Raw genomic sequence first — 24,636 nt, 5'->3', positions numbered from 1 at the left:
GTGATCGCAACTCTATAAGATTAAAAAGGCTGGTTTTAACCTAAAAAACTTCCTGTAAAACTAATGCTTTATCCTACTTTTATCACTCTGGAACCCTCTCAAAAGTTTCGAAATTAAAATTTATAGGAATGTCAGAAGAAGTTTTAATTAAATGAAGTTTAAGAATCCAAATCGTCAACTTAGATTAATGCTATAATTTATGGCTTCTAAATCAATAATTTTTTACGAGAAGTATCAGAGAGATCTGAACAATGCATCCCATTGCTTCACAATTGCGGTCGCTTCGTATTTTTTCGCTTTTTCTTTTGCTGCTTTACTCATCCTTTGGCGAAGTTCAAAATCGCAGATCAAAAATCTTACTTTTTCAACAAACTGGTCAATGTTACCATTCTCTATAAGGAAGCCATCTTCGTTGTTGGTGATAATATCTTTCGGCCCATTCGGACAATCGAAACTGACGACAGGTAAACCGCAAGTCATGGCTTCTATGAGTACCATACCAAATCCTTCGGAGCGCGAAGGCAAAACAAACAATGAGGATTCCAAATACTTTTTTTCTATAAAAGAAACCGGCGCATTAAAGTGAATGTTTTCTAAAGCCAATTTTTCGGCTTCGGGCTGTAGATTTTCATGGGTACCTCTTCCGTAAACATTGAGTTCCCAATCTGGAAAGTCTTTTTCGAGAGGCGCCCAAATGTTTAACAATAAGTCATATCCTTTATTATAGCTGTAACTACCAACCGCTATGATTTTTTTATGTTGAAGTGTTGACGTTACAGTCATTTGAAAAGGCAAGGGATTAGGTATGACGACCAGATTATTTATTGCCCATTCTTTTTGATTTCCTTCCGTTAATAATATAATTTTTGAAAAAGCCTTGCCTAAAAATTGCTTTAATTCATGTTGTATTTTCTTCGTAAAAGGGACACCTTTCCCCTGATCTCCTAAGACCATCGAGGCGTGGCTTTCATGAATCCATTTTGCCTTGGTATGAATGATCTGTGGTAGCAAAAAACCTTTTAAAGCGTCATCACACACTGAAATAATACCCGGTTTTATCTCATCAATAGTTTTTTGAATTCCCTTTCTATATTGTAAAAAATAAAATAGAGGATTTCCCCCCACTCCAATTGAATGAAAATTTATGTTTTTTGAAAAAGTAAAAAAAGGTTGTCTTCCTTTTTCATTTAACGTTAGTATATGTACTTCATAGCCAAAATTATCCGCGAGCTTTGAGGCTTTAATTGATAGAACTCTCTCAAGTCCGCCAGAACCGGTAATGCCGTTTGTTACATATAATATTTTCATAAAAATTTTTGGAATTTTCTCTAATAAAAAGCGGATAATAATTACTCCTACTAAACATTGTAGCCACTGGAGTTATTGTACTAATATAGATTTATATTAAAAGAACAATTTATAAACTAAAAGATTTATCAAAAGGAAATATATAGCATACTCAAACATATTCACACTTATTTTTTAATCTTTGCGATCGCAAATTTAAGAAAATTAACATAAAAATGAATTCATTAAAGCCCAATCTTAAATATAAAGGTTCGGTTATACCAATAACCAACAGATTTTTAAAGATATTATAATAGTAAGTTTCTAGAATTTCATTCTTTTACCAATAAATCTATCACTGTAATATCACCATCAACATTAATTGTATGAAATCCATTATACTTTTCAAAATCCCAAGTTGTAGGTAACTTTTCTTCAGTATATATTTTTTCAGAAAGTTCTGTAATTCTATTTTTAGAAATATTTTGGCCATACCCATCTTTACAATCCTGAGCAACTCTAATGTATTCTTCATTCTCCTTCATAATCTTCCCCGCATTTCGCGCCTTCGCTTTATCAATTATTATGGGATTTTGTGGATGACTCACCCAATGGTCAGAAAACAAATCATCAGAATAATATAAATTTAACCTTTCATTATTATCATATTCAAAATTCTCTATCTCATTAAAGAAAAGCCAATATTTCTGATTATGTAAAATGAAAACAGGATCAACTACTTTCTTATTTTTTAAAATAGTTCTATAATGTTCCCATTGAGTGGGAAATTTTTCAGCCTTGTAAATATTTTGGTTATTACTGGCACTTTCTTCCGGCATCATAAAATATTGATCTCCTATTTCAAAGACATTAGGAAAAGAGAGGTGGTAGGGCTTTTCTAATACGACTTCCTTTTTAAAAGGCTTATTTTCTTTTAAATTTATCAGAGAAATTTTACCTAATTTTTTTTTATGATCTAATTCTTCAAAAAATATCCAATTATTATCCGAGTGATTTATGATAAAAGGATCTGCCCAAAAAGCATTGATTTCGTCCGTTATTACAACTGGTTCGTTATTCTTCAATATCGCTAATTTCCAGTTAAAGTGAACGTTTGAAAATTTCCTTAAATAAATAATCTTTAAATGATCAATATGATGATTTATTCTTTTAAAAAAGTTATAATCAGTTTTTATCGCTCCTTTATCTGGATACCTGTTGCCATTAAAAACACTTTTTATTAAATAAGAAAAATAATAAAACGCTTTATCCCGATTATTGTAAATGCCAATTTGTGTAGTAAACGACATTGATTTAAAAGGGGAAAAATTTTGATTATCACTAGATTTTAAAATATTGATCGTTGTATAATCTGATTTGTTTATACTTGCAGAATACCAATTTTTAATATCAATATCTAATTTTATCACGCACGCGTACTTAACCTGTAAGTCATTAAATACTGATAGATTACAAAAATTTATCACATAATCATAAATCAGATTCTCTTCATACCTTTTTATTGATTTTGAAGCTGCAATAAATTGAGCAGTACTTTCAAATAAATGGGGATTGACTTTAATGACGGGAAATCGCTCATTAATTAATTTTATAAATTTTGAATCTTTTGGGATTTTTGCACTGTAGTTATTACATATCGCGTAAATTTCCAGATCGTCAAGAAGAGAAAGTTCTGACAAAATTTGCTTTTGGTATCGAAACAAATTATTGCCAAACAGTAAAAGTATTTTCATTCTAATGATATTAAAATCAACCGCTAATATACATTAGAATCACAAAATATTGTGGGTAATAATAAATTATATAAAAAGAAATTTTAGGACACTTAATTTTGTTTTCAAGACATTTTGAAGAACTATAAATACAAAACAGCATCAAAAGTTCGTTTACAGTTTAAAGTATCTCTGAGTGTGAAAAAATCATGAGTCCTTTTAGTAAACATCTCATCATTATAAAATTGCATTTTCTGAGTGTCAAAACTATTAATAAGAGCTTTAACTAAATCAGTCTCTTGTCTTGCGACCGCACCAAATCCCATACTCTCATAATCAAAATATCCTTTATTGTAATGTGATTTATAATATTCTTCTTCGTCAAATTGATAATAAACCATTGGTTTATTCATATAAGCAAAATCAAAGGCTACACTTGAGTAATCCGTAATTAAAAATTCAGATTCTTTTAAAAGAAGTTGAACATCATAATCACTATTATTAGCCATAACAATATTTTTGTTGCTGGTTTCAAATAGTGATGTAAATTGCTGAAGTTCATGATGCAGATAAAATATTAATAGATAATCGTTTCGCTCAAGAAAATCTAACAAGTCTTGATTTTTAAGTAAGTAAGAATAGTGGGCATAATAATCACTATTTAAAAACTCACGTTCAAGTTCATTAAAATTTTTCACCCCTTTCATTTTCCACGTTTGGGAGGGTAAAAACTGACGCCAGGTGGGCATAAGTAAAATTTGTTTTTTTAGGGTATAGTCATTCAAATTATCATACCTGCAAAATCCCACATATTGTACTACATTTTTTGGATATCCAAAAAACTCTTGCACATAATCGTATTCTGGTAAAGCGCCACAGCAAAACAGATCCACTAGCGTACTAGAGTAGGTTAGGGATTTTATATATTCCTTTGTAATCCCATGTTGTAAAAACACTTTTTTACCTTTTACCAGGTGGGGAAATTTGTAGAAAGAAAAAGAATTCGGAATACCTACAGGATTGAAAGCACCTATGAGTCTGGTAGCTAGAAAAGAAAAAAGATAATGTTTAAAGCTATTAAAATAAAGTGCTTGACCAAGATCTGTAATTTTTTTCAAATCAGGAGCCTGCCTATCAATGGCATAATAGGTTTTTTGATTTGGGTATTTTTCTCGAATGTATTTAAAAAAATGATAACCATTATCTTTACATTCAGCTGGGCGTTCCGTAATGATCCAAATGTTTTTGCTTAGACCAAAAAATCGCATTACATATGAGAGCAAGTAAGCGAGAGAAAATTTTGAAATGTCTATTATTTTTAAGAGCAGCATTTTATTTAGAATTGGATTTTTTTGACAAGTTGATGTCTAATTAAGTTTAAAAGTTTTTTGTAAGAGTTTGAATGTAAGATGATACAGACCGCAATATATTGAAGCGTATAGCACTTTGGTGGCAACAAGGCCGCTTTGTTGATATCCTTTCCGTTTAAGCAGTTCGGTTAGTTTTTTATTTTTAAGAATTTCCAATGCAAATCTACGAATGATGGGCGAGTTTTTTATCAGTTGGATCTCATTTTTTACGATTTCCATTTCATCTGTGTTGAAATGATCTTTAATCTGCTTGATATTATAATTAAAAAAAAATAAAAAGAGGTAGGCAATGGCGGCGTTATGTGCCTCATCGTTTTTATTTTCTTGTTTAAGTAATGTATAACATTCAGCTACTAAATTTTTTGTTCTGAGCATAATGCCCTTTTTATAAGTTAACGCTGTGGACCCTCTTCTGATAAACTGATTATAATATACCTTATCCACAGAGCCAATTTTGGTTCCATACAATAAAAAAGCGAAGTTAAATAACGTATCTTCTGTACCTACATAACTGACGGATTGAAAACGGATTGAATGATCAATAATATGTTTTCTCAAATACAGTTTATTACAAGAGCTTGGGGTAAATGGTTGAAAAAAATAATTAGAAAAATAATGATTTATGGATTGAAATACATCTGCAGAATCTTTTACAGAAAGTAAACTTACATTTCCTTCTTCATCCACACTTTTCCGAGAACAAACACACATATCTAATTGATGATGCTCTCCATAAGCTAACATTTTTTCGTAAAAGTCACTGTCAATCCAGTCATCTGCATCTATGAAACTTACATATTTTCCTTGAGCTGTATCCAAGCCGACATTTCTGGCATTGCTTTGCCCTTGGTTGCTAGTATGAAATACTGTAATTCTTGGATCTTTGGCAGCAAAGTCATCACATATTTTACCGCAACGATCAGTGGAACCATCATTAACCAGTAAAATTTGAAGATTTGTGTAAATCTGATTTATAATGGAAGCTATACATTTAGAGAGATATGGTTCTACATTATAAATAGGAACTATTACTGTTATAAGTGGTGCGCTAGTTGCTACTGGAACTTCACCAGCAAATCTATTTTCTTCCATAAATAATTTTATATATAATATAGGTTACAGATGAAGATCTAAGTTTTGCAGGTCCATATAACAACGCCTCTTTAAATCCATCGATTTTTAATTCCGAAAGTAAATTGGCAATTTCCCTGTGTTTATAAAAAATATTTAAACCATGAATAGGATTTTCCGACCGCATATTTTCCCGTATTCCACCCAGTAAAATTTCTTTTATTCTGTTATTTATGATGTCCTCTTGAAGACTTGGCGAAAAGTTATTTTTATTAAGAATTTTTAAAATTATTTTATGTACATCTATTCTAGTTTCAGTATGATCTACTTTACTTAAACTCACTTCATTCATACCGTTATAGTTGTAATAATAGCTTTCAACGTAAAAAAAATTTTTAGACAAAAAGGCAAATTCTAAACTAAAAATTAAATCTTCCCGCATTTTTAAGTTTGTATCAAACCTTAAGTCATGATCTGTGATTATTGCGAATCTAAATAATTTTGAGCAGATCGTACCTCCCGTATTACTCAAAACACGCTCAACAAAACTTTCACGTGTATTATCAAGATCTTTAAAATCATTATGGCTGTAGGTTGTGTATTGATCCATATACTCATAACCACAGCAAACAATGTCAGCCTGTTTTTTCTCTGCTACTTTATATAATTCTAGAATATAATCAGGATGAACGGTATCATCCGAGTCAATAAATGCGATATAAGTCCCAGTTGCCAAATCAAGAGCCAAATTTCTGGCAGCTGAGACCCCTGAATTGTGAATATGGTACACTTTAATTCTATTGTCAAGCTGTGCATATCTATCGCAAATTTCCCCAGAACCATCGCGGGAACCATCGTCTATAATAATTATTTCAAGATTTTGATAGGATTGATAAATAATAGAATCTAAACATTTTATCAGATATTTATCAGCATTATAAACGGGGACTATTACTGAAATCAATTTTTCCTCTGCCATAGTAACTATTTTCTACTGTACAATTTATGAATCGAAGATTTCAGAATTTTAATAGAATAAGGAAGTCCAAAATATTTTATTGATATCTTCATAAAATAGAAAAAATGCTCAATATTTAATTTATTAGATTTATAAATTAAAAATTCATAAAGATCGACAAATGTTTTTATTTGGTCCTGAGTCATTACATGCCTATAGTCTTGCAAAAGATCTTTTGTAACTTCAAGACGGGCATCTATTTTTTCCTGTACATTCTCCGTATTTCCAGAAATATTGATGGCAGACATTCGAACATATACTACGGCATCAGTAGAATATATTGGTTTACCCTCGGAAAAATCAATTACAGCTCTATCATCACTTCCCCAGGCCATATCATACGCCCTAAATCCGTATTTTTTGTAGGATTTCATTCTATAGATATATTCTGATAAAGAACCTCTGCTATCTCCTTTTAACTTTTTACAATAGGAAGCAATTGCATCTTCATAAAGGGGGTTTTTATATATTTTAGAAATGGTCTCCTCATTTTCATTAATTAAAACGCTTGCATTTCTTACAACATTACAACTACCTCCAAAAGTGGCTATTGCTTCATAAAATTCCTCTACCACATTGTTACCCATAACATCGTCATCACCTAAGATCATCAACCATTTTTCATCGTTGCTTAGAGCAATGCATCTTTCCCATTGTTTTACAAGCGAGGTACCCCCAAGATTTGTGTCAAATGATTTGTAAGTAAAATTAAATTTGCCTGTAAATTCTTTCAGCAATTTTTCTGGGTTTTCCAGACTGGCATCGTTACCAATGTAGACATGAAATCTCTTATTTGTTTGCTCAGCGAGCGAATGGAGGGTTTTTCTAAAAAAAGTTAGTTTAAAATATGGGATAATTATGGCTAACATAGGTTTTTATCTATTTATATATGGCTTGGTTGAGATAAAGTGGGATATGAAAAGTAATCTATGACATTAATGTTTATAATGAGTTTAAGTAAATACAAATTTTTTATAAATAATTATACAACTGCTAATGTCAAATTTAAACTATTTACGTCATAATTAGTTAGAGTCTATTTTTAACTCTGATTAAGAGAGATAGTAACTTATAGAAAAATTGGTTTTTATTTTTTGAGATCCATTTGTCCCGTATGTTTGCTACAGGAACAAAATTAAAATAACGATCTTGCTCTCCATTAAGTTCAAAGGTTAAGTATTTTTGAATAATATATTCTTTTAAAAATTTATCAACATTTTCATTAATACCAATATGCTTGAGTTTTAAAGCAAATGTTGATTCTCCCATCTTCTTTACTAAAGACTTATGACTATTTTTCGCATGAATTCTGTATTTAACCGCTGGCGTTTCATCAAAGATAAAATTATATTCTTTTGAAATTCTCAGCATCATATCGTAATCCTCATAAATCAAATTTTCGTCCCATAGTCCGACTTGTTCAAAAATCGACTTTTTGTAAAGTATGGACATTGTTGGAATAAAGTTAGCTTCTAATAGTTCTTGATAGAAGTTTTCACTGTTGACACTAAGATATTTTTTGTGATACGCGATGAATTTGTTTTGATAATATTCACTTTCATCATTTATCAAATAAGCATCACTAAAAACCAAAGCATCCAAATCACCACTACATTCTAAAATTGAAACGTGTCGTTCTATTTTATCTGACAGCAAAATATCATCTAGGGCTAAAATCTGAAGATATTTACCAGTAGCGTAGCTGTAGGCATTATTGAGAGATTTGCAAAGCCCTAGGTTCTCAACATTCCTAATAAACCGAATATTTAAATTAGAATTCTCCTCGATCCATTTCTCAATTATTGAAACAGATTTATCTTTTGAAGCATCATCCCAAATAATAATTTCTAAATTTTTGTACGTCTGATTTTTTACGCTCTCTAAACCTTCTATGATAAATTGACTTTGGTTGTAACAAGCGCAAATAACGCTAACTAATGGCAACTCCATATTAATAGTTATTAAGCAACGATATAATTGTTTCCACCTCTTCGATTTCCATCACTGGACTGATTGGTAAACTTAAGATTACCTCATGAATTTTTTCCGTAATTGGAAATGATAAATGATTATAATAATGATAGGCTTTCTGCTTATGTGGCGGAATCGGATAATGGATTAATGTTTGAACACCATTTTCATCCAAATATTTTTGCAATCTTTCTCTATTTTCGATTCTGATTACAAACAAATGCCAAACATGTTCTTTAGGATCTGAACGTAATAAGGGAAGCGTTACTTTTGGATTGTGAATTTCAGCAATATATTTTTCTGCAACTTTCCGTCGCTTGTCATTATCAGCATCTATATATTTTAACTTAACATCAAGAACCGCCGCCTGTATTTCGTCCAATCTACTATTTAATCCCTGGTATTTGTTGACATATTTTTCTTCGGAACCATAATTAGCTAAGGCTCTGATCGTTTTTGCCACTAATGCGTCTTTACAAGTTACGGCGCCTCCATCCCCTAAAGCGCCCAGATTTTTTCCAGGATAAAAACTAAAACCTGCTGCATCACCTAAATTACCAGTTTTTATTCCCTTCCATTCTGCACCAATTGCCTGCGCATTATCTTCGATAATTTTTAAATTATGTTTTTTTGCTAAAGTTTCCAGTTCTTCGGACCAACAAACCTGTCCGTATAAATGAACCACCATGATGGCTTTTGTTTTCGGCGTAATAACACCTTCAATTTTAGCTATATCAAAATTGTAATTATTGATATTTGGCTCTGCAAAAACGGGTTTTAAGCGATTATCAGTAATAGCTAAAATTGAAGCAATATAAGTATTGGCCGGAACGATCACCTCATCCCCTACTCTTAAATGTCCCAGTTCCAGATAGGCTCTAAAAATTAATCGCAAAGCATCTAACCCATTGGCAACACCGATCGCATTTGGTGACCCAATATAATTCGCTAAATTGGTTTCAAAGTCCTTTACTTCGTTACCTAAAAGATACCACCCACTTCGGAAAACATGTAAAAGTTTTTCTTCAATTTCCTGTTGATGAACTAAATTTATTTTCTGTAAATCTAAAAACTTAATCATTTTTCTATATTTCTAATTTTGCGGGCAGGATTACCGACCCATAATTCATTTGCAGGTACATCTTTAGTTACTACACTACCAGCTCCAATAAGTGCGCTTTCTCCTATGGTAAGTCCGCCTAAGATAGTTGCGTTTGCCCCGATACTTGCCCCTTTTTTAATAACTGTTTGCTGAAATTCAGGTGGATATTGTTTTGAGCGTGGATAACGATCATTCGTAAATGTAACATTAGGACCGATAAAGACATTATCTTCAATTCTTAAACCATCCCAAATCTGCACACCTGGTTTTATGGATACATTATCACCGATAATAACGTTGTTTTCAATAAAAACTTGACAATTAATATTGCAATTGTTGCCAATCACTGCATCTTTTAAGATAACGGTATATTGCCAGACCAAAGTATCCTTACCAATATTTGGAGTTTGCACATCGGATAGTGGATGAATCTTACTCATTGATATAATTTAAAAAATCATCGTAGTTTCTAAGATAGTCTGCTTCACTATAGGTATGCGAGGCCAAAACCAAACAAATAGCACCTGAAGAAAAATTAACTTCAAATGCCCAGACTCCTGGAGGAATATGAAGCCCTAAATCAGGACGGTTCAAAAAAACCTGTCTTTTAAATTTACCGTCATCTAAAGAAACTTCAAAACTTCCTGAAGCAGCAATAAGAAATTGGTGGCATTGTTTGTGGGCATGTGCACCACGGCTTTCACCACCGGCGATATCGTATAAATAAAAAACCCGCTTTACCTCAAAGGGAAATTGGGAGTTGTTTTCAATGACGGTTAGATTTCCTTCATTGAAATTAATTTTATCTAAATCTATAACAGAACAGTCAAAAACATTCGGTTTATTTTTCATTTCTAAGTTTTTTAAAGTCCTCAAAATTTCTGACATAATCCTGCTCATCAAAACTTTTATCTGAAACAATTAAACCCAGTGAATTTGTGGAAAAATTCTCAAGGGTTCGCCAAAGCATTTTTGGAATATATAAACCATAATAAGAGCGGTTTAAGGTAAAACTCTCTTCCTTTTCACCGTTATTTAAAACGACATTAAAACTTCCCGACAATGCAATAATGAATTCCTGTTGCTCCTTAAAAGCGTGACTACCGCGCTGCTCACCGCCTGGAACATCATAGATCCAATAAGTTCGAGCAATTTCAAAAGGCAATTGATTAGGATATTCAAAGAAAGATAAATTTCCTCGCGAATCTACAATTTTTGGAAGATCGATGATTTTTGGGTCCATACTAATAAATTTTGTAGTCAAAATTAGGACGAACTAATCCTGGCAAAATCTGCATATTGTTTCCAATTGAAATATTTTCAACCTCAAATGCAATTAAATTATCATAATTAAACAATGCATAACGCTGATCTTCACCAAATATCAATCTAAAATAATAATTACCAGCATTAAGAAGATTGGGCGGAATTCGAAATTCTACCGTGTATTCCTTCGCTTTCGAATCTTTATTTGTTGAGATTAATGCACCGGTATGAAATACAACTACCTCTTCGAAAGTTCGTAATTCAAAAGTGACGTCCAGATTAATATCCGCTTTGTAATTAAAGAATACAATCCTCACTTTTACGCCGGAATTAATATCAATCATTTCTCCAATCAAAGGCTCTGCTGTAAATTCTCTAATCCTAATATTTGCATTTCCAATGGCGTCCTCAATTGGTCCAGTATGCGAATAGGTAGAGGAACTCTCACTATTTTTTTGATATTCTATAACAGTTTGTTCGACGCCTCCCGTATATAATAATTTTCCCTGATCCATTAAAATACCATTGTTACAGAGTTCCTTTACGGCAGTTAAGTTATGGCTCACAAATAAAACGGTTCTTCCCTCTCCTTTAGATACATCTCCCATTTTTCCAAGACATTTTTTCTGAAACTCTGCATCACCTACTGCCAAAACTTCATCTACAATAAGGATTTCAGATTCTAAATGTGCTGCCACAGAAAAGGCCAAACGAACATACATGCCGGATGAATATCTTTTTACGGGCGTATCAATGTATCGCTCTACACCAGCAAAAGCAACGATTTCATCAAATTTTCTTTTAATTTCATGGCGTCTCATACCAAGTATAGCACCGTTCAGGTAAATATTTTCCCGCCCTGTCATTTCGGGATTAAATCCTGTTCCCACTTCAAGCAAAGACGCAATTCGGCCCTGCACTTCAAAATGACCCGTGGTTGGTTTCGTAACACGGCTTAACAATTTAAGCAAAGTAGATTTACCGGCGCCATTTCGGCCGATAATACCCACAGCATCACCTTTCTCGATCTCAAAGTTGATGTCACGTAAGGACCAAACATAATCGCTTGTTCCCTTGCTGACCCGGTCGTTACTTTCACCAATTTGCAAAAATGGATCTTCTTTTCCACGGACTTTTGCCCAGAACCGATTCAGATCATGACTGATAGTACCAGTACCAACCTCGCCTAAGCGGTATTGTTTGGATATGTTTTCGGCTAATATAGCAGTATTTGGATTCAAGTTAATTTTTTATTTTGTGTTAAAATTTTATAATGGTAAGAACTTGCAAATTTAATAATTTTAATTTGAAATCGATATGAAGTGATTTCTTGCTAAGGAGATTCATTAGACTGTGTCCATGAAACTTTTTTCCACTTTATTGAAAATTATGGTTCCAATAACTAATATTACAGTAATGAACAGTGCGCTCCACATAATATTCATAATATCAAAGTTTCCCGAACCTAAAAAAGCATATCTGAATCCCTCAAAAATAGAAGACAACGGATTTAAGAAAACGAAAAATTTTAATTTTTCAGGTAATGCAGAAGTTGGATAAACTACTGGTGTGACGTACATGAAAAGCTGAATGCCGAAAGTTAAAAGAAAAGCTAAATCTTTATATTTAGTCGTCATGGCTGAAAAAATCATTCCCATTCCTAATGCAAACATGGCCATTAGCAACACTAGCACAGGAGTAAATAAGATCCATATATTTGGTTGAATCGTATCTGTAAAAATTAGAAAGTATAACCATACTATTATAAATATGGCGAATTGAACCGTAAATTTCATAAGAGCTGAAACCACAATAGAAATGGGCATTATCAATCTAGGAAAGAACACCTTCCCAAACATTGCAGCATTATCTTTAAAAACGGTTGAGGTTTTTGTCAAACTTTCAGAAAAATAGCTCCAAATGGTAACTCCAGATAAATAAAAAAGAATTTGAGGCATCCCATCCGTGCTTAATTTTGCGATGCTTCCAAAGAGAATCATGAATATTGCAGTGGTCATTAAGGGCTGGATGATGAACCATAGCGGTCCTAAAATTGTCTGCTTATAAAAAGTTATAAAATCTCGCTTCACCAACATCAATAAAAGATCTCGGTAAGCCCACACTTCTTTTAAAGGTATTGAAAAAAGAGATTGATCGGAAGTGATATAATAAGAGGGTTGTTCATCTTTTGTCATGTCTTATTTATTTTAAGATTAAATTATCTAGTTATACAATTTTTAATTTTTATGTTTACAGTGTGTAGTCTGCATTCTTTAAGACTCCCTTCACATCGAATAAAAGTGAAATTTCGGCTTTTAACTTATTATAGTCTAAGATTATGAATTGATTGTGAGCAACTCCTAAAATAATGGCATCGTACTTATGTCCCTCCCCAACCTCAGAATAGCACGTCACGCCATATTCTTGCATTACTTCCTTAGGATTTGCCCACGGATCATAAACTGTTACTTTAATATCATAATCTTCTAAACTTCTGATCACATCAACCACTTTGGTATTTCTAATATCAGGACAGTTTTCTTTAAATGTAATGCCCAGCATCAATAGCTCTGCACCCTTCATCTGGATACCTTTTTTAATCATCAGTTTCACCACCCTTGAAGCAATGAAAGATCCCATCGAGTCGTTTAACCTTCGGGCCGCTAAAATCAACTCAGAATAATACCCTATCTCCTGGGCTTTCTGCGCCAGATAAAATGGATCTACGCCAATGCAATGTCCTCCAACCAAACCTGGTTTAAAAGGAAGAAAATTCCATTTCGTGCCTGCCGCTTTAAGCACATCCTGCGTATTAATATCCATAAGGGAAAATATCTTCGCCAACTCATTAACGAAGGCGATGTTAATATCCCGCTGGGCATTTTCAATGACTTTAGAGGCTTCGGCCACTTTAATTGTTGGCGCCAAATGCGTCCCGGCTATAATCACCGATTGATATAAGTCGTCTACTATTTTACCAATTTCGGGAGTAGACCCTGACGTAACTTTTACAATATTCTCAACCGTTCTTTCCCGATCACCGGGATTAATACGCTCCGGGGAATAGCCCGCAAAAAAATCAATATTAAAAGTTAAACCAGATTCCGTTTCTAAAACAGGAACACATTCTTCCTCTGTAACTCCAGGGTAAACGGTCGATTCGTAAATAACAATATCCCCTTTTTTGAGTAGTTGCCCCACCGTTGTTGAAGCATCCTTTAAAGGTCTTAAATCCGGACGGTTATTTTTGTCTACCGGTGTAGGTACCGTAATAATGTAAAAATTACAGTCTGTGAGATCCTCAACATTCGATGAGCAGAATAATCCCCTGTCTTTCGATTGAAAATCGTTTACCAATACCTCTTTCAAAACTTCATTTTCTACCTCAAAAGTATGATCAACTCCTGATTTCAGTGCGTCAACGCGTTGTTGATCAATATCAAAACCAATCACTTGATACTTTGTCGCAAACAGCCGTGCTAAGGGTAGACCCACGTAGCCAAGTCCAATAATTGCGATTTTTTGTTTCATAGATTAGTGCAAAAATTCTTGAGTGATTACCATCGTTAAATCTGCTCATCAAAATGAAGTCACAAAGTTTTTAATTTGGTGCAAAAGTAAGAAAAGTAAATTTAAGATTTTTCATTAAAAAAGAAGATGGTTTTATAAATGATTCATAAAGCAGGTGGTTGGTTATCTAAAAAAGACTTGTGTTGTAAATTGTAGTACAACTAGGACAAGAAAGGGTTCGAGAGTTCATCGTGTAAATTTCAGTAGTTAAGTCGCGCGGAGTAACGTATTGTGTTATTTTATTCCTCTTACTTTTGTCTTGAAACAAACCGTCGCGAATGGTTCGCTAACTCGACTAAAAACAATAAATAGTGATGAAGCAAAAAGTAACAAAAAGTTCAAGACTGGATTTATTGGCAAAAAACTTAAAATTTATTCTAAGAAAATTCCTATACTTGCGCGGAAACGAAAGTTGCGCTTCGATGGTAATGTATTGCTGCGCTTCGGACAAAAGGAATTTTTATAAGTTGCTACTTGAAGAATACGTTGGAATAAATTTGAATTTTCTTAACGCTAATAACTCCTAAGTCGGATTAAATAAACGAGCATTCGTCTTGGTGATTGAGCTTGTCGAAATCACTATTAATTCAAAAACCTTCTATGCAAAATTCATTTTGGTTTGGAAAGATAGTTCTCTTTTTTTTACTTTTTGTCTTGACACAAACGATTGTAGATGGTTCGCTGATGCAATAAAATACAATAAATAGAGATGAAGCAAAAATTAACGTTTTTTTTACATTTTACTTTTTGTCTTGACACAAACCATTGTAAATGGTTCGCTGATTCAATTAAAAACATAAATAAAGATGAAGCAAAAAGTAACAAAAAAGTCAAAACTTAATTTATGTATTGTGTAATTTCATTGTTCTTACTTTTTGTCTTAAAACAAAAAGTAACAAAAAGTTCAAGACTGGATTTATTAGCTAAAAAAATAAAATTTCTTTAAGAAAATCCCTAAACTTGCGCGAAACAGAAATTTATCTTCGAAGTTTACTTCTCGCCCGCGCTTTGGACAAAAGGGATTTTTATTTTTGATTTAATCGAAGACTCTGCTACAAGAAATTTCCTTTTTTCTTTACGCCAATAACTGCTAGGTCAATTTTACAATCGTATACTTCACGACACCGTCACTTAGATTAGTGCAAAAGAATGGAGCGTAAAGAGAAGTATTACAGTAAAAGGAATCAATACAATTTTTCTTGCCTTCGCTGCGCAAAATTCCTCGACCTGAAGTGTCCCACTAACTATTGACGTCCGTCAAAACAAAGTGTAGCGTATCGAGAAGCAGTTCAGTAAAGGTCTCGATACAATTTTTATAGTGCAAAATCACTCGACCTGACGCATTCTACTAACATCCAACCTCCAGCTTCTAACCTTTCAGGTTGTAATCTTTCAGCAATTACCTCAAATTCTCCCAATACCATGTCACGGCATCTTTTAACCCTGCCTTGATGTCATGAGAGGGTTTGTAGCCCAATAGCTCTTTTGCTTTTTCGATACTGGCAAGAGAATGGGGAATATCACCGATCCGATTGGGTCCGTGGATCGTGTGAATTTCCTTGATCTTGGAATCAAAAGCAGAAAGGTTTTCCTTTAAATATTCGAGGAGTAAATTTAAAGTGGTTCGGTCACCGACTGCGGTATTGTAGACGGTATTTACCGCTTCTGGATTTTTAGTAGACATGGCTCTCTCATTCATCTGAATCACATTATCGATGTAGGTGAAATCCCGGGAATAGTCGCCTGTTCCATTAATCACAGGACTTTCATGGTTCATGAGCTGGATTACGAACTTTGGAATCACCGCTGCGTAGGCACCTTCTGGATTTTGACGCCGACCGAAGACATTGAAATACCGCAGGCCGATCGTTTCAATGCCGTACGTCTTGCTGAAGACATCAGCATACAGTTCATTGACGTATTTCGTGATGGCATAGGGCGAAAGGGGTTTACCGATCACCTCTTCTACTTTCGGCAAAGATTCGGAATCGCCATAAGTCGAAGAGCTGGCGGCATAAACAAAACGTTTTACATTAGCATCACGCGCTGCGACCAACATATTCAGAAACCCACCAACGTTAACATCGTTGCTCGTAATTGGATCATTGATGGACCGAGGAACTGAACCTAAGGCCGCTTGATGAAGGATATAATCCTGACCTTCTGCCGCCATATTACAGGTTCCTATGTCCCGAATATCGCCCTCAATTAATTTAAAATTGGGATTGGATTTTAAATGGTCGATATTGTGGTGAAAACCCGTGGAAAAATTATCCAGACACGTCACGTGATGGCCTTTGCCTATAAAATACTCGCAAAGATTGGAACCAATAAAGCCGGCACCGCCGGTAATCAATATTTTTTTCATGAAATTGAATTATTATCAAAGAAAAATTATGATGACTAGATATCCCAGTTTGGATTATCGTCCGTAAAGAGGGAAACCCTATGAAGGTAAGTCAGCTGTAAAAATAAAAGTCATCAATGCTGCAAAAATAGGAATTTATTAGCGGATTGAGGGGGACATCGACTCTACTTTATATTAATTTACTACTTAAAAAATTAGGACGTTCAATTTGCGAGGTCTTGCCCAATGTTCAACTTGCCTTTTAGTTTCTTTGTTCCACAGCATTCGACTGGTAGCCAGAAAATCATCAATGAAAGACCATAACAGGAAGTACAGCACATCGATCATTTCTTCTTGGCTGTACGTCCAGAGTATTGGTATATCAGAATACCTTGCGTAGATCGCTTTTTAAAAAGACGTGGTCACTTGTCGAATGTCGAAAATGAAAATCGGGGGAGGTAATTTCAGTATTGTTCCTTAGTGTAATTCGAAGTTTCAGTCGTAAAAATAATATGTTATTTTATCACTCCTGAAAGTTAAACATCACCAAATTTAACATGATAAATTTACCTCTATTTTTAAAAACACCTTACAGAAGTGGTATTTTTTTCATTCAATAAAACACTCTCACCCTTCGAATTCATTGTAAGAGATTCCGAAAAAAATATAAACTAGCGGTGAATTATATTTGAAGGGAAAAAGCATGAATTTTAGATTTATCGTATCTCCAAGGTAAGGTTTAAAGTCTTGAATATATTGGTTTTTTTTTCTTAAATAGTTACATTCCCGAAACGATATTCTTTTGAAAGCAACTGCATCAAAATAAGTCAGCAACACTGCTCTTCGGCGGTTTGAGACAAGAAGCAGCTGTCTCAGTGTGTATATTTTATAACTATGTTTTCTGTGGAGAGAAAGGAATTGGTTAATAAACTCTCATCGCGCACGGCAGTCAGACTTTTTTCGTTGGAGCGGTCATTATAGCACAAATATTCATATAAAACAGCCACATTGTGAATAGTTAAGAATACTTCAGTAATAATACGAGAGACATAATTAAGAACCAAATAGACCTCGGCACTAATAAAGAAAACAAATCCTCCAAGATAGTTGTCCAATGCCTTATTTGGCGCAACAGAAGGGTCTAAATTTTTAATTTCAAAATGCCAAACTTGGCTGTCTGCAGCTGCATAGTGACGTCAGATATTTCCCTAATCATCAGACAAATCGCCGTTCACGAGAATAAGGTTCAGTTTTTATAATAATATGCAAGCACAAAATCTACGAAACTTCGCCGTATCTCTAAAAGCAGGAATGATTACAGACACTTTTTCCATAGGAAAGGTGTTAAAATAAAACTATAGGGAGAAAGGTTTTCCAGTAAAAAGCGAATCCTGCGGGTGAACTTATTTTAAGCATACGATAGTACAAAATATTTTCCTTAAAACAGGAAAGGTAAAAGCAGTTAAGGGTGTTAGATATTTCTGAAGATAGTAAGTTTTTTCCATTTTTCATTCCCTGTCGTAAGTGATTAGTTTGCCAAAGTAAATAGTAGAATGAAATTTTTAAAATGGACCCCATCTAAATATTAGGTGAAGTCCATCCTTTTTTCAATCCAGCATACCGCAGGGCAAAATAGAGCTTAGGATTAACGTTAAGAAAAATTTTCATCTGTTTGATAGAAGGTCGATCATCATTAAAAACGGGAATTCGGTGGTTAATGGTGAGAAAGACTTTCAGTTTCTGGCGAAAGGTGTAGGGGCTAAAATAAAAAAAATGATCAATCAATAAATTCACGTAGTCCAACTTTTTATTCGCTACAAAATAAACTTCTTTTAAGTTATGCATGTTTGAAACAATTATGGTGTCGCAGGTTTGAATGAGATAAATTATTGAATCAATCTTCTTAATGGAAGTTTGTGAATGGTAGAGGGAGCCTTGCCGAAAACGATAAAAATAAAGTTGAACTGGGAGAATAACCACCGTCCCGCCCGAGCTGTAGGCCTGCATATTAAAAATGGAATCCTCAAAAATATACCCTTCGGCAAATCTTAATCGATTTTCAGAGAGGTATTTTCTCCTGTATGTTCCGATGCATGCTTCATGTAAAACTTGATGTGTGTTAAAATAATCAGTAGCAGGAAGCGGTCCTGCTGCCGAGGGTTTAAATGATTTGAGGATTTCGCCGTTTATATCATCGAATTTGAAATAGCCAAACCTTACCATGTCAATTTCTGGATACTTATGAAGGCAACGCTGTACATCTTCTAGGGCATTTTCTTCTATGTAATCATCTCCGTCAATAAACCAGATGTATTCTCCTACCGCGATATCAAGTCCGGCATTTCGGGCGGCGCTCAAACCTCGGTTTTCCTGAGTGATGATCTTTATGGTGGGAAAACATTCAGCATAATATTGGATTATTTCTCCGGACCGATCAGTGGATCCATCATTAATAATTATTAGCTCTATATTTTCGGTCAGTTGCTTACACAGCGAAGCCAGGCATTCCTCGAGGTAAGGTTCCACATTGTAAACTGGAATAATGACTGAAATTTGCATATTCATGAAACAGGGAAATGAGGCTTTTACTTTAAGTAAAATTAACTTTTTAAAATTGAGTGTTTATTAATACCAAATCTTGCTGCTGCTCCTACGATCGCTGAAAAAACCCGCTTCTTTCGTAGAAGCGATTTAATATAAGATACACATTTTTTATAAACTATCAATTCTGAAAGGTCCACAACGTGCTCGACGAAAATATTTTCCAGGTCTATATTTCTTCTGTCTGCCGTCTTTAAAAGTGCCACCCAATGCCAAAAATACGAACGCTCTTCATTATCCATCTTTGAAGCATTTTTATTATGGATCCGATAGTAATATAAGGGATTTGGCAGATGCAATACCGGTGCAACTTCAATCATTTTCATATAAACATCTACGTCTTCTGAGCGCTTTAAAGTAGGATCAATACCGGAGGTGCCTCGGTTTAGTTTTTTTTTGAACGTGGCGAACGAGTTTATTTCCCTATTAAATATCAACGACTTCACATCTAACTGATCGATCTGAACACTTCGATGCTCAGATTGAAGAATTAAATTTTGATCACACACGGTTAGATCCGAATAAACCAGGCCCACTTCCGGATGATTTTGGTGTGCTCGTAAGGAAAACTCAACCGCTTCCGGGTAAAGAGCATCGTCGGGATCGAGGCGACCAAAAATCCCCCTAGATGAAATTGCTATAGCTCGCATAACCGCGTACTGGATTCCTAGGGTTTTTTCATTTTGGTAGAAGTGAAAAGGATTGTCACCGCTGATAAGCTTCTGGATAACTTCAACGGAATTGTCGGTAGATGCATCGTCGATCACCACCGCTTCCCATTGATCGGAGGTTTGTCGCAAGAGGCTTCGATAGGCATCTTCGAAAAAATGGCCGTTGTTATAATTGACTATTAAAATGGAAAGTTGTGCCATTGTTATTTAATTTAAAATTTCTTTCCTATTAAACGGAACAATACTGATAAAATCGAACTCTTTTTTACTTTGTCCATCAAATATAGCCACCGCCGTTTATAAGGTACTACGAGTTGGGCGTTCACAAAATGCTCACTGAAAAGATCTTCCAAGTTATGGTCGCGCCGCTCAGCCATCTTCACAAGAGCAATCCACTGCCAGAAGAACGCCTTGTCATTTTGTTTCCCCGTCGAAGCGCCTTTGTCGTGTACTCGGTAAAAATACATATTATTGTCTACGTATTTCACAGGAGCAGCCTCACCCATTTTCAAGTAAATATCCTGATCTTCTGCACGACGGTTAAAGGGATCTATTCCGGACGTACGATTATATATTTTCCGTTTGAATGTGACAAAGTGCCAAATAGCTCCGTCAAAATTGTAAGAGGATTCATCTAACGTTTCAATCTGTCGACCCTTATTGATATGTGTTGGAACTAGCTTGCTGTCGCAGAATATGATATTTGAATACGCTAAACCCACTTCAGGATTTTCACGGTGTGCTTTTAAAGACAATTCTATTGCTTCAGAATGTAGGGCATCATCCGGATCCAACCGGCCAAAAATTTCTGTTCTAGAAATACTGATGGCTCGTACAATGGTCCTCTGATATCCGATATTTTCAGAATTCTGATAAAAATGGCACCGAGAGTCTCCTTCAATTAAGTTTTGAATAATTTCCACCGAACAATCGGTGGATGCATCATCTATTATAATCGCTTCCCAATTTTCAAAAGTTTGCAGACGGAGACTTTCAAACGCATCTTTAAAAAAGTGGCCATTATTGTAATTAGCAATTAAAATTGATATTTGTGGAGATTTAATCATGCGCCGTTGCCGTTTTTCTTCTAAACGCCGAGGCTAATATTCTACCAATTAAATTATTATGTAACCATCTTTTTTCTTTTTTTTCCTTTCTAATGAATTTGTTTAAGACTGAACGGCTGACAATATGTTCTGAGAAAACGTCCTCTAGATTAACTTGTCTTCTATCCAGCATCTTCACCAGTGCGCACCAGTGCGAAAATTCAGCTTTGAGTGCGTTGTCTCCTGTCGATAACCCTCCACTGTGATGTCGATAATTATAAAGGACAGAGGGGATATAAACTACGGGTGCCAGTTCACACATCTTCATGTAAATGTCTTTATCTTCGGCACGGCGAATTGAAATGTCCACGCCTGAAGTTTTATTATAAATTTCCATTTTGAAAGTGGAGAAGGGAGAAATTTCCCCGTAAAGGTTGTAATACTTTTTGTTTAATTCCGGCACAGGTTCACTTTTATGATGATCTTGAAATACCCAATTACGATCAAACTTATCCCAGTCAGAATATACAAGTCCGGCTTCAGGATTTAATCGATGGGCTTCCAATGAATGTTGAATTGCCTCTGGATGCAACGTATCGTCAGGATCGAGCCGTCCAAATATTTCCGCTTTTGCCAAACTAATGGCGCGCACAATGGTATTTTGGTAGCCAACATTTATTGCGTTTTGATAAAAACGAAACCGCGAATCGCCCTTTATCATTTCTGTGATGAGTTCTACAGAATTGTCTGTGGAGCAATCATCGATGATGACGGCTTCCCAATTTTTAAAGGTTTGTCGCTGCAAACTCTCAAAAGCGTCTTTAAAAAAGTGGCCGTTGTTGTAATTTGCGATCAAGATCGATATGTCCTTTTTATCAGTCATATCGTTTTTTAAAATGTTTTACCGAAGGCCTGGCCCAATGTACGTATCACCCAGTTGTCCTTGAACCATCTATTTTGTTTTTCTCTCTGACTCATGACTTTTTCCAAAATTCGGCGATCCACAAAATTTTTTATAAAAATTTCTTCCAAATCAACATTTCGGCGATCCATCATCTTGATAAGTGCTACCCAGTGCCAAAATTCCGCTTTGTATTGGTTTGCATTAGTGGACAGACTTCCTTCTAGCTGCCTGTGTTTGTAAAGCACGGTTGGAATGTGTACAACAGGTGCTACTTCGCACATTTTCATATAAATATCTTTGTCTTCTGCGCGACGAATGAAAGGATCAATTCCAGAAGTTAAAAGATAGAGAGACTTTTTAAATGTTGCGAAGTGCGCGACTTCACCCCTTAGATTGTAGTATTTTTCATTCAAATCCTCGATTTGCTCACAGTTGTGCTGCCACAATAAAGACAGGTCTGCATCAACTGCATGGTTATCTGAATACACCAATCCCGCCTGTGGATTTTGATGATGTTGATTTAAGGAAATTTCAAGAGCATATGCAGTAAGCGAATCATCAGGATCTAAACGGCCGAATATTTCTGCCCTGGATAGGCTAATCGCACGTGCAATTGTTTTCTGATACCCTACATTTTCGGAATTCTGATAAAACTGAAAACGATGATCCCCAACAATAAGTTGCTTTATAACTTCGACAGAATTATCAGTTGAAGCATCATCTATTACAATAGCTTCCCATTTTTGGATCGTCTGCTGAATAAGGCTCTCAAAAGCGTCCTTAAAATAGTGCCCATTGTTGTAATTTGCTATCAATATCGAAATCGCTGGCTTCATTAAAACTTTTTAAATTAGATTTAGTTGTTAATTTCCTAGAAGTCCTTTATTCCCACCTAACATTTGTTCGAATTACGTGCGCGCGCACCCCAGCAGCGAGAACATTAACCGGAATATTCGCAGTTACAACAGACCCCGCAGCAATAATGCTTCCATCGCCAATATGCACGCCTTTTAAAATGGTAACATTAGCGCCGATCCATACGTTGTTTCCTATTGTAACTGGTTGGGTCTTCACATGTCTTCCATCAAGAATGGTATGATTATCTGAGTCCCTGATCGTAACATTTTCAGAAATTGCCACATTATTTCCTCTAGTTATGTTCTCAAAACAGGATAAATTCAAATTATTGTTGATGTAACCGCTGCCCAAGTTCAGTGTTGCTCCCTTGTTGATATAAACTCTACTGCCCGTATAAATTATGAATGCACCTTCAACGTAAAAGGAAGAATTATCACCCATGTAAAATAGCGAAAAAAAAGGATCCTTAGAGGTCCACCGTTCGAAAAAGTGAAAACTATTCTTAATATTGATGCGTGCAATCTTTGAAATAGTAATTACAGTGTTCTGATACGCAAAGAATTTCCAACTGGTTTGGAATAAAACCCCTTTTTTATATTTCATGAGATCGTTAATCCTTTTTCGTATTTTCATAAAAAATTGCTTTCAGATCTATTTATAATTAACCGATTACATACAACTACTCTTTATTTCATTTCTAAAATTTTATCCGCCTCAAATAGTCTTAGTTTCTGCCCGAGATTAAACGCTGTCTTTAAAAAGATATTTCCCTCTATCATTTTCATTAAACGTGCTTCACGCTCGAGATACACTTGAAGTTCAGTTCTTCTCGCACAGTGTTTTACAAAAAAATCTTCTATATTCAAATTCCGACGCTCAGCCATTTTTATTGCAGCCACCCAATACCAAAATTTGGTCCGTTCGGCATTTTCGAACTGCCGGAGACTGTTGGGTCGTATTCGATAATTATAAAGCGTCTCATCCAGATGAAATACAGCGGCAACCTCACACATTTTCAGATACATGTCCACATCTTCTGCGCGTTTATTAAAGGTATGCACTCCAGCAGTGCGATCAAAAAATTCTCGTTTGAAAGACGCAAACTGAGCAATTTCACCGTGATAAAGAAAAGAATCTTCGGTGGTGAGGTCGGTGATCTGCTTACATTGATGAACTTTTTGAATTTTTAGATTTTCGTCGCAAACGAGATGATTGGAATATACCAATCCTACTTCCGAGAATTTTTCATGTGCCCGTATTGATTTTTCGAGCGCATTGGGCATTAAGGTATCGTCGGGATCGAGCCTTGCGAAAAGTGGCGCGGTGGAAGTTTCAATTGCCGTTTTCAGTGTGGAAGCACAACCTACATTAGTCGCATTTTCAATGATCGTAAAGCGACGATCGTTCTTAATTAAAGTTTTGACTAATGCAAGGCTGCCATCAGTTGAAGCATCATCAATAATGATGGCTTCCCAATTTAACTCTGTTTGACGTTGAAGGCTTTCAAAGGCTTGCTCAAAATATTTCCCCGAATTATAATGTGCAATAAGCACGGATATCTTTGGTATCGCTTTCATCTGTGTTTTCAAGTTTTCGTAAGATTGGTCTCAAGCGCTTCAAAAGTTTAAACCAGAACCAACCAAATCTTACTTTATAAAGATAATAAAAATTTATAAATGTTTAGAACCGTTGTGTTGCAACTTTACTATTTCAACAAAGTTCGCAATTCAGAAACGATATGATCCAAGGAAAAAGAAAAGTAGAATAAGAATAACCGCTGATTAACTTCTCAGCTGCTTATACAAATAGTAGGGTAAATGA

General features: G+C 34.8%; 22 protein-coding genes. All 22 read right to left on the bottom strand.

Going from position 1 to position 24,636, the window contains the following annotated elements:
• Positions 1–234: 234 nt before the first annotated feature.
• A complete protein-coding gene (locus tag LC814_RS11010; RefSeq protein WP_226063975.1) occupies positions 235–1,308 on the bottom strand; it encodes a glycosyltransferase family 4 protein in 1,074 nt (357 codons plus the stop codon).
• A 311-nt stretch (positions 1,309–1,619) separates the two neighbouring features.
• On the bottom strand, positions 1,620–3,041 hold the full coding sequence (locus tag LC814_RS11005) for a glucosamine inositolphosphorylceramide transferase family protein (protein ID WP_226063974.1): 1,422 nt from the start codon (positions 3,039–3,041) through the stop codon (positions 1,620–1,622).
• 122 nt (positions 3,042–3,163) lie between these two features.
• On the bottom strand, positions 3,164–4,351 hold the full coding sequence (locus LC814_RS11000; protein ID WP_226063973.1) for a CDP-glycerol glycerophosphotransferase family protein: 1,188 nt from the start codon (positions 4,349–4,351) through the stop codon (positions 3,164–3,166).
• 36 nt (positions 4,352–4,387) lie between these two features.
• Positions 4,388–5,482, bottom strand: coding sequence for a glycosyltransferase family 2 protein (locus tag LC814_RS10995; RefSeq protein ID WP_226063972.1), 1,095 nt, complete (start codon positions 5,480–5,482; stop codon positions 4,388–4,390).
• Positions 5,469–6,440, bottom strand: coding sequence for a glycosyltransferase family 2 protein (locus LC814_RS10990; RefSeq protein ID WP_226063971.1), 972 nt, complete (start codon positions 6,438–6,440; stop codon positions 5,469–5,471). Before LC814_RS10990 ends, LC814_RS10995 begins: the two co-directional genes overlap by 14 nt.
• A gap of 5 nt (positions 6,441–6,445) precedes the next feature.
• Complete coding sequence (locus tag LC814_RS10985; protein WP_226063970.1) at positions 6,446–7,348, bottom strand: glycosyltransferase; 903 nt, start codon at positions 7,346–7,348, stop codon at positions 6,446–6,448.
• A 160-nt stretch (positions 7,349–7,508) separates the two neighbouring features.
• Positions 7,509–8,429: a glycosyltransferase gene (locus LC814_RS10980; RefSeq protein ID WP_226063969.1), complete on the bottom strand. Its 921-nt coding sequence runs from the start codon at positions 8,427–8,429 to the stop codon at positions 7,509–7,511.
• A gap of 1 nt (position 8,430) precedes the next feature.
• Positions 8,431–9,531 (bottom strand): DegT/DnrJ/EryC1/StrS family aminotransferase, encoded by a 1,101-nt coding sequence (locus tag LC814_RS10975; protein ID WP_226063968.1) that lies wholly within the window; start codon positions 9,529–9,531, stop codon positions 8,431–8,433.
• Positions 9,528–9,992, bottom strand: a complete 465-nt coding sequence (locus tag LC814_RS10970; protein ID WP_226063967.1) for an acyltransferase — start codon at positions 9,990–9,992, stop codon at positions 9,528–9,530. The genes LC814_RS10975 and LC814_RS10970 overlap by 4 nt, the downstream gene beginning before the upstream one ends.
• Positions 9,985–10,404: a sugar 3,4-ketoisomerase gene (locus LC814_RS10965; RefSeq protein ID WP_226063966.1), complete on the bottom strand. Its 420-nt coding sequence runs from the start codon at positions 10,402–10,404 to the stop codon at positions 9,985–9,987. Before LC814_RS10965 ends, LC814_RS10970 begins: the two co-directional genes overlap by 8 nt.
• Positions 10,394–10,795: a sugar 3,4-ketoisomerase gene (locus LC814_RS10960; protein WP_226063965.1), complete on the bottom strand. Its 402-nt coding sequence runs from the start codon at positions 10,793–10,795 to the stop codon at positions 10,394–10,396. Before LC814_RS10960 ends, LC814_RS10965 begins: the two co-directional genes overlap by 11 nt.
• Position 10,796: 1 nt before the next feature.
• A complete protein-coding gene (locus LC814_RS10955; RefSeq protein WP_226063964.1) occupies positions 10,797–12,059 on the bottom strand; it encodes an ABC transporter ATP-binding protein in 1,263 nt (420 codons plus the stop codon).
• Between the two features lie 105 nt (positions 12,060–12,164).
• Positions 12,165–13,013 (bottom strand): ABC transporter permease, encoded by an 849-nt coding sequence (locus tag LC814_RS10950; protein ID WP_226063963.1) that lies wholly within the window; start codon positions 13,011–13,013, stop codon positions 12,165–12,167.
• A gap of 55 nt (positions 13,014–13,068) precedes the next feature.
• A complete protein-coding gene (locus tag LC814_RS10945) occupies positions 13,069–14,349 on the bottom strand; it encodes a nucleotide sugar dehydrogenase (RefSeq protein ID WP_226063962.1) in 1,281 nt (426 codons plus the stop codon).
• Between the two features lie 1,438 nt (positions 14,350–15,787).
• Complete coding sequence (locus tag LC814_RS10940) at positions 15,788–16,756, bottom strand: SDR family oxidoreductase (protein WP_226063961.1); 969 nt, start codon at positions 16,754–16,756, stop codon at positions 15,788–15,790.
• A 1,557-nt stretch (positions 16,757–18,313) separates the two neighbouring features.
• Positions 18,314–19,294, bottom strand: coding sequence for a glycosyltransferase family 2 protein (locus LC814_RS10935; protein ID WP_226063960.1), 981 nt, complete (start codon positions 19,292–19,294; stop codon positions 18,314–18,316).
• Between the two features lie 41 nt (positions 19,295–19,335).
• The gene (locus LC814_RS10930) at positions 19,336–20,208 is read right to left on the bottom strand and encodes a glycosyltransferase (protein WP_226063959.1); all 873 of its coding nucleotides are present in this window, start codon (positions 20,206–20,208) and stop codon (positions 19,336–19,338) included.
• 11 nt (positions 20,209–20,219) lie between these two features.
• A complete protein-coding gene (locus LC814_RS10925; protein WP_226063958.1) occupies positions 20,220–21,074 on the bottom strand; it encodes a glycosyltransferase family 2 protein in 855 nt (284 codons plus the stop codon).
• Positions 21,067–21,936, bottom strand: a complete 870-nt coding sequence (locus tag LC814_RS10920) for a glycosyltransferase family 2 protein (protein ID WP_226063957.1) — start codon at positions 21,934–21,936, stop codon at positions 21,067–21,069. The genes LC814_RS10925 and LC814_RS10920 overlap by 8 nt, the downstream gene beginning before the upstream one ends.
• An 8-nt stretch (positions 21,937–21,944) precedes the next feature.
• Complete coding sequence (locus tag LC814_RS10915) at positions 21,945–22,793, bottom strand: glycosyltransferase family 2 protein (RefSeq protein WP_226063956.1); 849 nt, start codon at positions 22,791–22,793, stop codon at positions 21,945–21,947.
• A gap of 46 nt (positions 22,794–22,839) precedes the next feature.
• Positions 22,840–23,418 carry an acyltransferase gene (locus LC814_RS10910; protein WP_226063955.1) on the bottom strand — a complete coding sequence of 193 codons (579 nt, stop codon included), beginning with the start codon at positions 23,416–23,418 and terminating at the stop codon, positions 22,840–22,842.
• 83 nt (positions 23,419–23,501) lie between these two features.
• Complete coding sequence (locus LC814_RS10905; protein WP_226063954.1) at positions 23,502–24,392, bottom strand: glycosyltransferase; 891 nt, start codon at positions 24,390–24,392, stop codon at positions 23,502–23,504.
• Positions 24,393–24,636 lie beyond the last annotated feature (244 nt).

It is taken from the genome of Kaistella polysaccharea (assembly GCF_020410745.1).
GTDB lineage: Bacteria > Bacteroidota > Bacteroidia > Flavobacteriales > Weeksellaceae > Kaistella > Kaistella polysaccharea.
Note: the sequence above shows the minus strand (reverse complement) of the source record. Positions and strands in the feature narration are given on the sequence as shown.

Coding starts and splice junctions, on each gene's coding strand:
- LC814_RS10915 (WP_226063956.1), bottom strand. CDS start 22,793: ATGAAGCCAGCGATTTCGATATTGATAGCAAATTACAACAATGGGCAC.
- LC814_RS10985 (WP_226063970.1), bottom strand. CDS start 7,348: ATGTTAGCCATAATTATCCCATATTTTAAACTAACTTTTTTTAGAAAA.
- LC814_RS10965 (WP_226063966.1), bottom strand. CDS start 10,404: ATGAAAAATAAACCGAATGTTTTTGACTGTTCTGTTATAGATTTAGAT.
- LC814_RS10970 (WP_226063967.1), bottom strand. CDS start 9,992: ATGAGTAAGATTCATCCACTATCCGATGTGCAAACTCCAAATATTGGT.
- LC814_RS10935 (WP_226063960.1), bottom strand. CDS start 19,294: ATGCAAATTTCAGTCATTATTCCAGTTTACAATGTGGAACCTTACCTC.
- LC814_RS10930 (WP_226063959.1), bottom strand. CDS start 20,208: ATGGCACAACTTTCCATTTTAATAGTCAATTATAACAACGGCCATTTT.
- LC814_RS10945 (WP_226063962.1), bottom strand. CDS start 14,349: ATGAAACAAAAAATCGCAATTATTGGACTTGGCTACGTGGGTCTACCC.
- LC814_RS10975 (WP_226063968.1), bottom strand. CDS start 9,531: ATGATTAAGTTTTTAGATTTACAGAAAATAAATTTAGTTCATCAACAG.
- LC814_RS10940 (WP_226063961.1), bottom strand. CDS start 16,756: ATGAAAAAAATATTGATTACCGGCGGTGCCGGCTTTATTGGTTCCAAT.
- LC814_RS10995 (WP_226063972.1), bottom strand. CDS start 5,482: ATGGAAGAAAATAGATTTGCTGGTGAAGTTCCAGTAGCAACTAGCGCA.
- LC814_RS10905 (WP_226063954.1), bottom strand. CDS start 24,392: ATGAAAGCGATACCAAAGATATCCGTGCTTATTGCACATTATAATTCG.
- LC814_RS11000 (WP_226063973.1), bottom strand. CDS start 4,351: ATGCTGCTCTTAAAAATAATAGACATTTCAAAATTTTCTCTCGCTTAC.
- LC814_RS11005 (WP_226063974.1), bottom strand. CDS start 3,041: ATGAAAATACTTTTACTGTTTGGCAATAATTTGTTTCGATACCAAAAG.
- LC814_RS10990 (WP_226063971.1), bottom strand. CDS start 6,440: ATGGCAGAGGAAAAATTGATTTCAGTAATAGTCCCCGTTTATAATGCT.
- LC814_RS10950 (WP_226063963.1), bottom strand. CDS start 13,013: ATGACAAAAGATGAACAACCCTCTTATTATATCACTTCCGATCAATCT.
- LC814_RS10980 (WP_226063969.1), bottom strand. CDS start 8,429: ATGGAGTTGCCATTAGTTAGCGTTATTTGCGCTTGTTACAACCAAAGT.
- LC814_RS10920 (WP_226063957.1), bottom strand. CDS start 21,936: ATGACTGATAAAAAGGACATATCGATCTTGATCGCAAATTACAACAAC.
- LC814_RS10910 (WP_226063955.1), bottom strand. CDS start 23,418: ATGAAATATAAAAAAGGGGTTTTATTCCAAACCAGTTGGAAATTCTTT.
- LC814_RS10960 (WP_226063965.1), bottom strand. CDS start 10,795: ATGGACCCAAAAATCATCGATCTTCCAAAAATTGTAGATTCGCGAGGA.
- LC814_RS10925 (WP_226063958.1), bottom strand. CDS start 21,074: ATGATTAAATCTCCACAAATATCAATTTTAATTGCTAATTACAATAAT.
- LC814_RS11010 (WP_226063975.1), bottom strand. CDS start 1,308: ATGAAAATATTATATGTAACAAACGGCATTACCGGTTCTGGCGGACTT.